Below are 14,236 nucleotides of genomic sequence, written 5' to 3' on the forward strand. Positions count from 1 at the left end.
GTTATCGTCCTGTCAGAATACGCTCCACGAGCTGACCAACTGTAGGAACAAATCCATTCGCATAGAAAGGATCAGTTCCGAAGCGCCAGGCATTCGTGCCACCAAACATCAGGTTGTGGTCAACCACATCATCCGCATGCTCGTCATTCGGAGCATGCGCAATCGTCTGAAGCGTCTTCTGGATGCAGAAAGACCGCGGATCAGCTTTTTGACCGTTGGTGTAAGGCTCGCGCTGCATCCAGTTGGAGAACTTGCACGCCGACAGGCAGCCCATGCAGTTCGTCTGGTCAGCCAGGATTTCACGGGCGCTGTCAGGGGTGACAAAAACCAGCGTATCATCAGGGGTACGGAGCGCCTCGGTGAAGCCCGCGGCCTCCCAACCTGCGATATGCTGACGGTCGGTTGAGGACACAAACACTTCGCGCTTGCGTGCACCGACGCCGTAAGACGCATCCAGCTCTGCCGTGGCTTCCGGGCTGTATGCAACCTGACGCTCCGAGCGGCCTCGCAGGTCATGCATGAAGCTGTTGTTGACAGCAGAGGAATAGAAGCCGGTCGGAGAGAAGCGGTTCAGATAGACATCCCCCTTCTTCAGCGTCAGAAGACGGCGCTTCCAGGCCTCCGGAATCGGGCTTTCCTTCGTGAGCAGAGGGCGCGTTCCAAACTGGAAGGCAATTGGCCCCAGATCCGGATTACCGATCCAGTCCTGCCAGTCTTCCAGAGCCCAGACGCCACCGGCCATGATGATAGGCGTCTTATCCAGACCATACTGACGCATGACCCGACGAAGCTCCAGCACGCGCGGGAACGGATCTTCCGGGTGTAATGGGTTTTCCGTGTTGGAGAGACCATTATGGCCGCCCGCGCGCCACGGATCCTCATACACCACGCCACCCAGCAGTTCCGGAGCCTTGCTGTACGCTCTGCGCCAGAGCGCGTTGAATGCACGCCCTGAAGACACGATCGGGTAATAGGGAATGCCGTACTTGATCGCGATATCAGACAGGCGATACGGCATGCCTGCACCACAGGTCAGGCCATTGATAACGCCCGGAGCGCCCTCAAGGATACCCTCGATGATTTCTTCGGCGCCGCCCATTTCCCAAAGGATATTGGCATGGAGGCGTCCTTTGCCACCTGAGATCTCACGGGCAATCTTCGCTTGAGCAATACCGCCATCGATGGCGTAGCGGATCAGTTCGCGCTGCCGTTCACGGCGGGTCCGTCCGTGGTAAATCTGGGGAACAGGACGCCCCTGTTCGTCGTAGCTGTCAGCGTTGACGGCGGAAATGGTTCCAATTCCGCCGGCAGCGGCCCAATGACCTGCCGAAGTACCGGTGGAGACAGAAACACCCTTGCCCCCCTCGACGAGAGGCAGAACATCCTGACCACCAAAACGAAGGGTGTCGATCAACTTCATGGGGACTCGATGTCTCCGATACTCACACAAAAAAGGCGGGGCCTTGCGAGCCCCGCCCGAGGACTCACTCGGCGTCGCGACGGGGCGGACGGCCGGCCTTGGCCCCCACACTCTCCGTGATATCGGCACCAGTTTCCTGATCGACAACCCGCATGGACAGCTTCACCTTGCCGCGGTCATCAAAACCGATGACCTTGACCTTCACGGCGTCGCCCTGCTGGACAACGTCGGACGTCTTGGCAACGCGACCCTGCGTCAGCTCGGAGATGTGCACCAGGCCATCACGCGGCCCAAGGAAGTTCACGAACGCACCGAAGTCGGCCGTCTTCACAACCTTACCATCGTAGATGCGGCCGATTTCCGGCTCAGCCACGATGCCTTCAATGCGGGCGATAGCCTTCTGGGCCTGCTCGTCATTGGACGCAGCGATCGTGATCGTACCGTCATCCCCGATGTCAACCTTGGCACCGGAATACTCGACGATCTCACGAATGACCTTGCCACCGGAACCGATCACATCGCGGATCTTTTCCTTCGGCACGGACATCGTCGTGATCTTCGGCGCATTGCCAGACACATCCGTACGGCCTTCCGTCAGAGCCTTGGCCATTTCGCCGAGGATGTGGATACGACCGCCACGAGCCTGCTCCAGGGCAATCTCCATGATTTCCGGCGTAATGGACGTGATCTTGATGTCCATCTGAAGGGCCGTAATGCCCTGATCCGTACCGGCAACCTTGAAGTCCATGTCACCCAGATGATCTTCATCACCCAGAATGTCGGACAGAACTGCAAAGCCACGATCTTCCTTGATCAGGCCCATTGCGATGCCAGCAACCGGGCGCGGCAGCGGAACACCGGCATCCATCAGCGCCAGGGACGTACCGCAGACGGTTGCCATGGATGAGGAGCCGTTGCTCTCCGTGATCTCGGAGACGACACGCATCGTGTACGGGAACTGCTCCTTGGACGGCAGCAGCGGATGCAGCGCGCGCCATGCCAGCTTGCCGTGACCAATCTCACGACGGCCCGGAGAACCCATACGACCACACTCGCCCACCGAGTACGGAGGGAAGTTGTAGTGCAGCAGGAAGTTCGAGCGGTACTCGCCTTCAAGCGCGTCAATGATCTGCTCGTCCTGGCCCGTGCCAAGCGTTGCAACGACCAAAGCCTGCGTTTCACCACGGGTGAACAGGGCAGAACCATGGGCGCGCGGCAGGATACCGACTTCTGCAAGGATCGGGCGAACCGTCTTCAGGTCACGGCCGTCGATGCGGATACCGGTCTTGAGAATGGTGCCGCGAACGACCTGAGCTTCAAGCTCCTTGAGCATCGGCTTGGCCAGCTCAACATCGAGACCTTCTTCAGCAAGGATCTCGTTGATGCGGTCCTTGGCTTCAGCAACCTTCTTGTAGCGTTCCTGCTTGACGCGCTCCTTGTAGGCATCGGCCATCAGCTTGTTGCCGACCTTTTCGACGCGCTTGCGAAGAGCAATCTCTTCCTTCGTCAGCGTCGGCAGATCCCACGGAGCCTTGGCTGCGTGTTCGGCCAGAGCGATGATGGCTTCAATCACAGGCTGGAAGGACGTGTGACCCAGGGTCACAGCTTCCAGCATGGTTTCTTCCGAAAGCTCACTGGCTTCAGACTCAACCATCAGCACGCCTTCAGACGTACCGGCCACAACGAGATCCAGCGTGCTGTCCTTAACTTCGGACAGCGTCGGGTTCACGACGAGCTTGCCATCGATGCGACCAATGCGAGCAGCAGCAACCGGACCGAAGAACGGAATACCAGATAGCGTCAGGGCAGCAGAGCAACCGATCAGAGAAACGATCGCCGGATCGTTTTCCATGTCATGGCTCAGAACCGTAGCTGTAACCTGAACTTCATTGCGGAAGTTGTCTGGGAACAGTGGACGGAGCGGACGATCGATCAGACGTGCATTCAGCACTTCCGCCTCAGACGGACGACCTTCGCGCTTGAAGAACCCACCTGGGATCTTGCCAGCGGCGTAAGCCTTTTCCTGGTAGTTGACTGTCAGCGGGAAGAAGTCCTGTCCCGGCTTGACGCTCTTGGCACCAACAGCCGTACACAGAACAACCGTGTCACCATAGGTGATCATGACAGCGCCGTCAGCCTGACGGGCAATCTTGCCGGTCTCAAGAATAAGCGGGCGTCCGGCCCACTCGATTTCCTTACGGAAATAATCGAACATATCGTTCTCCTAGATTAGGAACGAGCCATCATCTGGACATCCGGCAGGTGACGGAGCAGCGTTTCGGACGGCATGGCGGTGGTGGCGGGAAGCCCCCGGCACGACACCATGTGGCCTGAAACGCCGGTCGCGCACCCCACCCCCGGAAAGACCGATGGCAGGGGTGTCCGGGGGCAAGCCCCCGGACGACGTATCAGCGACGCAGGCCGAGACGCTCGATCACGCTCTGGTAACGAGCCTGATCCTTGCGCTTCAGATAGTCCAGCATGCTACGACGCTGACCGACCATCATCAGAAGACCACGACGGGAGTGGAAGTCCTTCTTGTGGGTCTTCAGGTGCTCGGTCAGGTTAACAATGCGCTCGGTCAGGATCGCAACCTGAACTTCCGGCGAGCCCGTGTCGGTCTCGTTCTGGCGGTACTCAGCGATCAGAGCCGTGCGGCGTTCTGCAGTAATCGACATCGTGTTCTCCAAAAAACTCGTGGTTTTCCAGCATCCGTGCTGCCCTGAGCCGTCCATCGCGGATGTGACACAGGCCAATCACGTGCTCTCCGATCATCGCACGCCACAGATGGTCTCCCTCCTGTGACACGGCCGGCAGAGAATATGTGAGATCCGAGGGGTCAAGAGACTGGCCCCAGATCAATATTCTTCCCTCCGCTTCGGTAACGGCCAGCGCCGGGATGTCGACCAGCGCGGTCGCTACATCCAGCAGAGGAGCCGGAAGAGCATCGGCGTTGTCCACAGTTTGAGTCGATTTGTCCAGTGCTATCTCGTCAATCGTCATGGCATGGGACAGATCAAACGGCCCGCATTTCGTTCGACGCAGGACAGAAATATGCCCCACCGTTCCGCACGCAAGAGCGATGTCTCGCGCCAGAGACCGCATATAAACGCCCTTGCCAGACTGTACTTCAAAAACCGCAGTATCTGGATCCGGGCGCTCTACCAGTGTTATCGAATCTATCCGGGCCGGGCGTGGCGGAAGTTCCGGCGGACGGCCCGCACGCGCAAGATCGTAAGCCCGTTTTCCACCAACTCTCAATGCAGAGAACACGGGGGGAATCTGCATCACATCGCCCGTCAAAGCAGGCAGGCAGGCGCGTAGATCATCATCTGTTGGACGATGAACCGACGTTGCAAGAACTTCTCCCTCGCGATCATCGGTTGTGCGGCTTTCCCCCAAAGAAAGGGTAAAGCGGTAACGCTTTGTCGCATCCATAATATAAGGGATTGTTCGCGTGGCCTTGCCAAATGCGATCGGCAGGACGCCCGAGGCCAAGGGGTCGAGCGTGCCGCCATGGCCCGCTTTTTTCGCGTCAAATTCCCAACGCAGTTTATTGACCATGTCCGTAGACGTTGGGCCAAGCGGCTTGTCGAGAATCAGCCATCCGTCAATCTCGCGTCCGCGTTTTCTTGCCACTGGTCCAGCATCCCTCACTCATGATCGGGCGCTGATAGACCAGTCTGACCTGTAAATGCAAAAACACCCCTGACCCGAAGGCCAGAGGTGTTATGCAAAATCAGTCTTCCAGATCTCGGCTAACTTCCGGTGAACGAAAAAGCTGATCCAGTTCCATCGCATTGTCCAGCGCCGTATCTGGCTGGAAATGAATTTCCGGAACACTTCGCAGTCGAAGCACCTTGGCCAACCCGGAGCGAAGGAAGGGAGAAACCCGCTTTAAAGCAGGAAGAACTTCTTCCACATCGCTTCTGCCCAGTCGGGTCACGAACACTGTCGCGTGACCAAAGTCCGGGGACACCCGAACTTCCGTAACCGTGATGCGAACATCCAGCAGGTCAGGATCACGAAACTCCGTGCGGGCGAAGATGTCCGCCAGTGTCCGGCGAACCTCTTCTGCCACCCGAAGCTGGCGAGTGCTCGGCCCTTGGGCAACAACGCCGGCCGGGCCTTTCAGGTCATTTCTGGAACGTGAGCTCAAGCCGGGATCACTTCCATCTCGTAGCACTCGACGACATCGCCTTCGCGCAGATCATTGTAACCTGCGAAGGAAAGACCGCACTCATACCCACGAGCCACTTCCTTGACGTCATCCTTGAAGCGCTTGAGCTGGCTGAGTTCACCCTGATGGATGACCACGTTCTCACGCAGCAGACGCACGCCACAACCACGCTTGACGAGGCCTTCGGTAACGTAGCAACCAGCGACCTTGCCAGTCTTCGTGATGTTGAAGACCTGACGGATCTCCGCATAGCCCAGGAACTTCTCGCGATGCTTGGGCGCAACCTTGCCCTTCACGAGCTGCTCTACGTCGTCCGCCACCTGATAGATGATGGAGTAGTAGCGGATATCCACACCTTCACGCTGCGCCAGTTCACGAGCCTGCGTCGTCGCACGAACGTTGAACGCCACGATAATGGCATCAGAAGCCTTGGCGAACTGAATATCGCTTTCCGTGATCTGACCGACGCTGGCGTTCAGGACGCGAATTGCAACTTCTTCATGAGCCAGCTTCTGGACGGTCGTGGAGATTGCTTCTGCAGAACCCTGAACGTCCGCCTTGATAAGAAGGGCAACTTCCTTCTGATCACCGGCCTGAATACGAGCCAGCATCTGGTCGAGTGTGCCACGGGCAGCAACCTGCGTCGCAGCCTGCTTTTCCTTGATGGTACGCTGACGGAATTCGCTGATCTCACGAGCGCGGACGTCGTTTTCAACAACAACGAACGGCTCACCTGCACCCGGAACGCCTGCGATGCCGAGAATCTCGACAGGCATGGATGGGCCAGCGTCCTTGAGCTGACGGCCACGATCATCGAGAACCGCACGAACACGTCCCCACTCTGCACCAGCGACAACGATATCGCCGCGACGCAGTGTGCCCTTCTGAACCAGAACGGAAGCCACTGGGCCACGTCCGCGATCAAGGCGGCTTTCGATGACCGTACCTTCGGCCATACGATCCGGGTTGGCTCTCAGATCAAGCATTTCAGCCTGAAGCAGAATAGCTTCTTCCAGCTTGTCCAGACCCGTACGCTTTAGTGCCGAAACTTCGACATCCTGCGTATCACCGCCCATATCTTCGACCACGATTTCATGGCTCAGAAGTTCCTGACGGACACGGGTTGGGTTGGCGCCAGGCTTGTCCATCTTGTTGATGGCGACAATGATTGGGGCGTTCGAAGCCTTGGCATGCTTAATGGCTTCGATCGTCTGCGGCATGACACCGTCATCAGCCGCAACCACCAGAACGACCACGTCCGTCACGGATGCACCACGAGCACGCATGGACGTAAACGCCTCATGGCCCGGTGTATCGATGAAGGTGATCTTCTTCCCGGAAGGTGCCGTGACCTGATACGCACCGATGTGCTGCGTGATACCGCCGGCTTCTGCGCCAGCCACATCAGCAGAGCGCAGTGCATCGAGAAGAGACGTCTTACCGTGATCGACATGACCCATAACGGTCACGACCGGAGCACGCGGCGCCAGATCTTCTGGGCGATCTTCAACACCCTTGATGCCGATTTCCACATCGCTTTCAGCAACGCGCTTCACACGATGGCCGAACTCTTCGACAATCAGCTCAGCAGTATCGCCGTCGATGCTCTGGGTTGCCGTCGCCATGACGCCCATTTTCATGAGCGACTTGATGACATCACCCTGGCGGGACGCCATACGGTTGGCCAGCTCGGCTACCGTGATGGTTTCCGGAACAATTACGTCACGCACAACGCGCACCTGATCAGAACGAAGACGTTCAAGCTCAGCCTGGCGACGCTCACGATCGCGCTGACGGCGAACTGAAGCCAGCGAACGGGTTTTGCCGTCATCGCCTTCAATCGCTGCGCGCACGTCGATGCGACCGCTACGACGGTCATTGCCGCCCGGGCTCTTACGTGGGGAAGGTTGCGTGGAACGACGCTGGGCCGGACCGCTGGGAGCACCACCGCCACTGCGACGGGCAGGAGCACGACGCTCTTCTTCGCCACCAGCGGCTGCGGCCGGAGAACGCAGATGAAGCGTCTCACCACCACGTGGCTGTGCCGGCGCGGCAGGTGTAGGACGCGCAGTCTGAACCGGACGCTCCGGCATGATTGCACGCTCTGCGAGTGGACGCAGGCGCTGCACAGGGGCTGCAAGCTGCACGCCACCCGTTGAATGTGTGCGCGGATCAAGCGGAGCAGCACGCTGGGCTTCTTCAGCTTCGCGTTCAGCCTGACGCACAGCGCGCTGAGCTTCTTCTTCTGCGAAGATGCGTGCGTCTTCCGCTGTTTTGATCGCCTGACGATCACGCTCGATGCGCGCTGCTTCTTCAGCTTCTCTTGCTTCTGCAGCAAGACGCTGTTCTTCCTCAGCACGACGGGCTGCTTCTGCAGCCGACATGATCTGGATCTTTTCGGCTTCGCGGCGTTCAGCCTCTTCAACCGCAGCTTTACGCTGTGCTTCCAGAACGCGCTGACGCGTTGCAAGCTCCGCAGCCGTCAGGGCGCGACCGCCAGCACCAGCACCACGACCACCACGTGCGCCGCCAGCAGCCGAGCCACCCGGACCGGACGCTGCGCGCTTGGGCTTGCGAACTTCAACCTGTACGACCTTTGAACGGCCGTGGCTGAAGCTTTGACGCACGGAGCCAGCGTCGACTGTACGACCGACCTCCTGACGTCCTGCTGGGCGTAGGGACAGGCGGCCAGTCTTGTTCTGTTCGCCGCCCTGTGATGGGGTCTGTGTTCCGTCCTGGTTGCGCTCGTTGCCGTCGCTCATAGTTCCGCCTGTTCCTTACTGACCCCTTTGGGGTCTGGGAGTGGACGTCCTGCCACTCCCGAAAATCTCTCATGTTCGGCGATCAGGCGCTGTGCCAGCGCACCCGGCGCCATCACCGCATAGACCGCCCGGTCCCGGCCGAACGCCGAAGCCAGGACGCGATCGGGAACTGTCACCGCCGGCAGAGATCGCCGGCCCGACACCAGTCTGGAGAACTCGTCCAGGCTTGCACCTTCGGAACGGATCACCACCCCTGCCCTACCGGAAATGAGCCACTCCCGGCATTTCTGAAACCCGCAGACAACCTGCCCCGCTCTTCGGGCCAGACTGACAGCGTCCAACATCCTCTGTCCCAGTGCCGCCTCGACGAGATCCGCCAGACAGTCCGGTACAGACACCTGGGCCTTTGCAGCACGTGCAAAAGCCTGTCGGGTGCGGGGGCTATCTAACACATCCCGGCTGGCACTCAACCACATTCCCCGACCAGGCAGCTTTGCAGCCAGATCTGGCACAACCCGATTATCCGGGCTGACCACGAAACGGATCATGCTTTCAGGCGGCCTCTGCTCTCGGGTCACGAGGCAGCGGCGCTCTGAACCGCGGCGCCCTAAAGCACCGCGAATGGGACCATTATCAGTATCAGAAATATCAGACGTCGGTCGACTCCCCGTCCTTCTTTTCGGCTTCAGCCGATTCGTCACCTTCAAACCAGTGGGCACGGGCTGCCATGATGACTTCGTTCGCGGCATCTTCATCCATGGCGTCTGCGCCAAGAATGTCCACGAGTTCATCACCTGCCAGATCCGCCAGATCGTCGAGCGTTTTCACACCCTTCTCACCAAGCGTCACCAGCATCTGGTTCGTGAAGACTCCGAGATCAACAACATCGTCCGTCACGCCAAGCTCTTTGCGCTTGTCGTCCAACTCGTGTTCCTTGCCAGCCAGATACTCGTTTGCACGCAGCATCAGCTCTTCGGCAACACTCTCATCGAAGCCTTCGATGTCATGCAGTTCGCCCGGCTCCGTATAAGCCAGTTCTTCGATGGAGTGGAAGCCCTCTGTAACCAGAAGGCTGGCAATCACATCGTCCACATCCAGCGAGTCAACGAACAGGCCAGTCCGCTTGCGGAACTCTTCCTGACGACGCTCCGATTCCTCGGCCTCCGTCAGAATATCGATGTCCCAGCGGGTCAGCTGGCTGGCCAGACGTACGTTCTGTCCGCGGCGACCGATCGCGAGCGAAAGCTGCTCATCTGGCACCACGACTTCAACACGCCCTGCTTCTTCATCCATCACCACTTTGGTGACTTCAGCAGGTGCCAGCGCATTCACAACGAATGTTGCAGCCTGCGGGCTCCAGGGAATGATGTCGATCTTCTCGCCCTGCAACTCAGCCACAACGGCCTGAACGCGCGAGCCGCGCATACCAACGCAGGCACCGACCGGATCAATTGCGGCATCACGGGAAATGACAGCCATCTTGGCGCGGGACCCTGGATCACGGGCAACAGCCTTGATCTCGATGATTCCATCGTAAATTTCCGGCACTTCCTGGGCGAACAGCTTGGCGAGAAATGCCGGGTGCGTCCGTGACAGGAAGATCTGCGGGCCGCGCGGCTCGTCACGTACATCATAGATATACGCGCGAATACGGTCCGAATTTCGGAAAGACTCGCGAGGGATCAGTTCATCACGACGCAGAAGGCCTTCGGCATTGCCGATTTCAACCATCATGTTGCCGTACTCGGTCCGCTTGACGGTACCGTTAACGATCTCGCCTACGCGATCCTTGAATTCATTGAACTGACGCTTGCGTTCATATTCACGCACGCGCTGCACAATAACCTGCTTGGCCGTCTGCGCTGCAATACGACCAAAGTCGATCGGCGGCAGTGGATCAACGAGATGTTCGCCAATCTGAATTTCCGGCTGGAACTTACGAGCAATGTGAATGGGGATCTGCGTGTCCTCATTCTCCACCTGCTCGACCGCTTCCGTCCAGCGGCTGAGACGAACTTCGCCCGTCTTGCGGTCAATGGTCGCGCGAATGTCCTTCTCGTGACCATACTTGGCGCGGCCAGCCTTCTGAATGGCCTGCTCCATCGCTTCCAGCACTTCTTCGCGGTCGATGTTCTTCTCGCGCGAGACTGCGTCTGCGACCAGCAGCAGTTCAGGGCGGATAACAGATGTGTCCATCAGATCGGACCTCCAGCCAGCATGAGACGGGTCATTGTTTCTTCTTCCCCGGCTTCTTCGGATTCAGTTTCGGAACGCGAGGCGTCTCGCCGTCACTCTCCGCTTCAGGTGTGATACCCGAAAGGGCAGCACTTGCCTCAATCAGGGCATCCGTCAGGATCAGACGGGCCTTGCGAACTTCCGCCAATGGCAGCTCCGCTTCAGTCCCGTCGTCCAGACGAATCACGCCCTTGCCATCCCGCGTGCCCATCACCGTTCCAGAGAAACGACGACGGCCATTGAGCGGAACATCAAGCTCAGCCTTGGCCAGATGTCCGGCGAATCGCTCCCAGTCCTTTGCACGGGTCAAAGGGCGGTCGATTCCAGCTGATGATACTTCGAGCATCCATGCGCCTGGAATCGGGTCATCCACGTCAAGGATGGCACCGACGGCGTGACTGATCTGCTCGCAGTCCTCCACGGAGATCAGGGAGCCGTTTGCACGGTCCGCCATGATCTGAATGGTCGGGGTGTCGCGCCCGAGAACGGAAAGACGGACGAGCTCGTAGCCCAGGTCCGCCAGCGTCGGCACGATCCGCTCCGCAATGCGGGCTTCAAGGCCCGTCAGATGAGGCAGTTCGAGACCGGAAGATGTGTTCTGTTGAGACAAGACAAAAAAGGCGGCCCGTCAGGGCCACCCCCCGAAAAGAAGCGGAAGATGAATGGAATGACCTCTATCTAGGCCCTCCACCCTCGCAATGCAAGTAGAACGACAGGGATACAGCCCCATAAGCATATCGAAAGATTTGTTTACATTTATCAGTGCGGAGAATGCTTGCCTTGAACGGGTAGTCAGGGTGAGATGAGGCCCTGATGACAGCCGAACCCGAGCCTAAACCGCATCTCCTTCCGCAGCAGGATGCTCCCCGGAGCCGACCTCTCTGGGCGGGAGGTAGTCTTCTGGCCGTGGTCACCATTGGGGCCGGGGCATTTTTCTACACTCATGCCACAACGCCCAAGGCGGCAGTTCCCGCTCCTCCGCCAGACAATGCTGCCGTTGGCACGGCACCGGCGCTTCAGGCGGCTGTTCAGCTTTCCATGCTCTCCGCACAGAATGCCCCTAAAGCGCTTGCTGCCACCAGCTTCAATGCCCAACAGCGAAGCCAGATTTTAGCGGCTGTGCAGCGTGGCGATATGCGCCTTGTGGAAATGCCGGTTCTGGATGCGGCAGGCGTGACAGGACAGACTGTTGATGTCACAGTATCCGGATTGACCCAGCGCGTTGTTTTGACAGGAAAATTCCAGCGGCTCATTCTGCCGATTGCCGAAGCCGCACAGGTTACGATTGATCCTGTCACAATGCCGCACGCACCCGCTCTTACCATTGGTGCCATGACCGCCCTCGGCCCCGAAGCCCTGCCAAGCCTGACTGCGCTGAGTCAGCGTATCGTGCTTGGTGTGATTGTTCAGTAAAGGCCACCCCGGTGTTCAAGTCCCTCGTTCCCATGCTCAACCGGGCCATGCCAGTTATGATGGCGGCCTTCCTGATTCTGGCGGTCATTCAGGTGGCCGTCATGCTACACCTGTCTCTGGATGGTTTCTGGAGAGCTCTGAACTGGGCACGCCCTGCCTATCTTCCCCTTGCCGGAATCGGCGCCCTCCTGACCGTCATGGGTCTGGGATACGAAACTTCTGCAGAAAAACTGGCGCGTCGTGGACTGCGCCGGAGGAAAGGTCTGATCATGGATGTTCTCAGCCGGCTGACCAATCGTGGTGCGCTTGAAGAACTCATGGCCCGCGAACAGCGCGAAACCGTCATTGATGCGGAGGAGCTTGCCGCATCTCTTCGGGCCCGCGTCATCGGGCAGGACCGTGTCTGCGAAGACATTGCCCAGCAGCTCCGCCGCCGCCTCGCTCTTCAGGTGCGTGGCAAGCCCGTCGGCATTTTTCTGCTGGCAGGGCCTCCAGGAACTGGCAAAACCTATCTGGCCAAGCAGATCGCTCGCCAGATGGAACGTCCTCTGCTCCATTTCGATATGACGCAGATGTCCAGCCCCCATGCAGCCACACAGCTCTTCGGCTCCCCGAAGGGCTATGTCGGTTCAGACACTTTCGGCAAGCTGACCGGCGGACTCAAGGATCAGCCAGATGCCGTCGTGCTACTGGATGAAATTGAAAAAGCCCACCCGGACGTGTTCAAGAAGTTTCTCACTGCATGGAACGATGGTCACGTTACGGAAGCATCTACAGGCGAACAGGTCTCCACCACCCGCGCCATCTTCATGCTGACGTCCAACATCGCAACGGACGCACTGACAGAGATTGCGGACCGCCTGGAAAATGAACCTGACAAAATGCGTGCGGAGTCGGTGGAAGCGCTCAAGCGGGCAGGCTTCGCTCCTGAGGTTCTGAACCGCCTCGACAGGATCTTCGTATTCCGCGCCCTTCGCGGTCTGGATCTAGCCCGTGTGGCCGCTCTGGAAATTGAAGCCATGATCGAAAGCTATGGCCTGCACGTTGAAACAGGCGGTATTGATCCGGCCCTGCTCTTTCAGGTCATGGTCAAGCAGAAGAACCTGGGCACCGGCGCCAGCGCTCGTGATCTGGTGCGGTCCATTGAAGATATGGTGAGCGAAAGCCTGATTATCACCCGTCAGCAGGGCGCCAAGACGGTTCGTCTGACGGCAGGAGATGAGGGCGTTGTCGCGGAAATTTCCAAGGATACCGAAGCGCAACTCGGCCGCCTGAGCCACTGATCCATGACAGCATTTGGACGACTCTGGCGCCGTGCGCCTCTCTGGCGCACAAGCCTTATCATGATGGTCGGCGGGATCGGGATGGCGTCGTTTTTCCCGACCCCGGCTTTGAAGAAAGCCATGCCCTGGCTCCCGGGACATGCTCCTGGTGCAAGCCCATCGCCTGCAGCGGGCGCTGGCCCTCAAAACCCCGCCGGCGGCAATGCCCCCAATGGTGGCGTGGATCAGGTCGGTGTTCCCGATCCAGGCATCACCCTCCGGCACAGCCTGAAGATTGCCGGGCGCACTGTTCCGCTCCCGACCGGAGACTGGCACACTATCCTGACAGCCCGCAGCGGCCCTCACGGAGAAATTTCCCAGCAGGTTCTGGCGCGCACGGATAGTGGTGTTGTCTCGGCAGTGATTGTTGTCCGAGCCAGCCAGCAGACTCTTCCGCAGGAAGTGACGGACGGGCTGGAAACGCCGTGCCATGATGATCGCAACTATGCGTCACGTATCAGTGGAAAACCGGGCGCATCGGAAGAGTGCACCTATATGGGGAACGCAGTTCTGGCGAACAATACAGTCAGCCCGGACCCGTTCATCACAGCGGCCTTCAACCGCATGGCAACGCTCGGCTTTCCAATTCCACCCCTCATGATCAATGTTGGCTGGTATCACGCGGCCCTTCAGGGCACGCAGGGCGTTCAGGTCGAAACTGTTGAGACGCTTATTGCCCCGATTGAGCACGGGTCCCGCCAACTCCTGGCGCCCATTAACATCTGGGGCAAAGGCACAGTTCATTCCAATCCGGACTCCTCGCGCTTCATCACGGATCTGGATCGGTGGATGCTGAAATGGGCGGACGTTCTGCGGCAAGGGTTTGACGGGACGCTTAACCCTAATACCCTCACACCATCCATCACGAGTGATCCGTCAGCGCCCAAAGCGTCCTGACAAAAAA

The 14,236-nt window shown here is 58.9% G+C and carries 12 protein-coding genes and 1 pseudogene; 3 read left to right on the forward strand and 10 right to left on the reverse strand.

Annotated elements, in window-relative coordinates; all coding sequences use genetic code 11:
* Position 1: 1 nt before the first annotated feature.
* The 10 genes and pseudogenes from GCE01_RS02830 to rimP all read right to left on the reverse strand — a co-directional run bounded on the left by GCE01_RS02830 (position 2) and on the right by rimP (position 11,207).
* The gene (locus GCE01_RS02830) at positions 2–1,420 is read right to left on the reverse strand and encodes an NAD(P)H-dependent flavin oxidoreductase (RefSeq protein WP_099210778.1); all 1,419 of its coding nucleotides are present in this window, start codon (positions 1,418–1,420) and stop codon (positions 2–4) included.
* A 64-nt stretch (positions 1,421–1,484) separates the two neighbouring features.
* Positions 1,485–3,635, reverse strand: a complete 2,151-nt coding sequence (gene pnp, locus GCE01_RS02835; RefSeq protein ID WP_099210780.1) for a polyribonucleotide nucleotidyltransferase — start codon at positions 3,633–3,635, stop codon at positions 1,485–1,487.
* Positions 3,636–3,828: 193 nt separating this feature from the next.
* Positions 3,829–4,098: a 30S ribosomal protein S15 gene (gene rpsO / locus GCE01_RS02840; protein WP_007283842.1), complete on the reverse strand. Its 270-nt coding sequence runs from the start codon at positions 4,096–4,098 to the stop codon at positions 3,829–3,831.
* Positions 4,058–5,059 carry a tRNA pseudouridine(55) synthase TruB gene (gene truB / locus GCE01_RS02845; protein ID WP_099210782.1) on the reverse strand — a complete coding sequence of 334 codons (1,002 nt, stop codon included), beginning with the start codon at positions 5,057–5,059 and terminating at the stop codon, positions 4,058–4,060. Before truB ends, rpsO begins: the two co-directional genes overlap by 41 nt.
* A gap of 100 nt (positions 5,060–5,159) precedes the next feature.
* On the reverse strand, positions 5,160–5,579 hold the full coding sequence (gene rbfA / locus GCE01_RS02850) for a 30S ribosome-binding factor RbfA (protein WP_046900027.1): 420 nt from the start codon (positions 5,577–5,579) through the stop codon (positions 5,160–5,162).
* Positions 5,576–7,453, reverse strand: coding sequence for a translation initiation factor IF-2 (gene infB / locus GCE01_RS02855; RefSeq protein WP_369826521.1), 1,878 nt, complete (start codon positions 7,451–7,453; stop codon positions 5,576–5,578). Before infB ends, rbfA begins: the two co-directional genes overlap by 4 nt.
* Before the next feature lie 84 nt (positions 7,454–7,537).
* Positions 7,538–8,362: pseudogene (locus tag GCE01_RS17445) on the reverse strand (translation initiation factor IF-2 associated domain-containing protein); the annotation flags it as partial.
* On the reverse strand, positions 8,359–9,081 hold the full coding sequence (locus tag GCE01_RS02860; protein WP_369690487.1) for an RNA-binding protein: 723 nt from the start codon (positions 9,079–9,081) through the stop codon (positions 8,359–8,361). The gene GCE01_RS02860 and the pseudogene GCE01_RS17445, both read right to left, overlap by 4 nt.
* On the reverse strand, positions 9,011–10,558 hold the full coding sequence (nusA, locus tag GCE01_RS02865) for a transcription termination factor NusA (protein ID WP_046900030.1): 1,548 nt from the start codon (positions 10,556–10,558) through the stop codon (positions 9,011–9,013). The genes GCE01_RS02860 and nusA overlap by 71 nt, the downstream gene beginning before the upstream one ends.
* Positions 10,559–10,589: 31 nt before the next feature.
* Positions 10,590–11,207: a ribosome maturation factor RimP gene (gene rimP / locus GCE01_RS02870; RefSeq protein ID WP_046900031.1), complete on the reverse strand. Its 618-nt coding sequence runs from the start codon at positions 11,205–11,207 to the stop codon at positions 10,590–10,592.
* A 203-nt stretch (positions 11,208–11,410) separates the two neighbouring features.
* Here rimP and GCE01_RS02875 point away from each other — a divergent pair, with 203 nt between their 5' ends.
* From GCE01_RS02875 to GCE01_RS02885, 3 genes are read left to right on the forward strand one after another with little or no spacing between them, the layout of a single operon-like run.
* Entirely contained in the window at positions 11,411–12,010 is a 600-nt protein-coding gene (locus GCE01_RS02875) for a hypothetical protein (protein ID WP_086634017.1), read from the forward strand.
* A gap of 32 nt (positions 12,011–12,042) precedes the next feature.
* Positions 12,043–13,293 carry an AAA family ATPase gene (locus tag GCE01_RS02880; RefSeq protein ID WP_099211121.1) on the forward strand — a complete coding sequence of 417 codons (1,251 nt, stop codon included), beginning with the start codon at positions 12,043–12,045 and terminating at the stop codon, positions 13,291–13,293.
* A gap of 3 nt (positions 13,294–13,296) precedes the next feature.
* Entirely contained in the window at positions 13,297–14,229 is a 933-nt protein-coding gene (locus GCE01_RS02885) for a hypothetical protein (protein WP_099210786.1), read from the forward strand.
* Positions 14,230–14,236 lie beyond the last annotated feature (7 nt).

It is taken from the genome of Gluconobacter cerinus (assembly GCF_002723935.1).
In the GTDB taxonomy this organism is placed as follows: Bacteria; Pseudomonadota; Alphaproteobacteria; order Acetobacterales; family Acetobacteraceae; genus Gluconobacter; species Gluconobacter cerinus.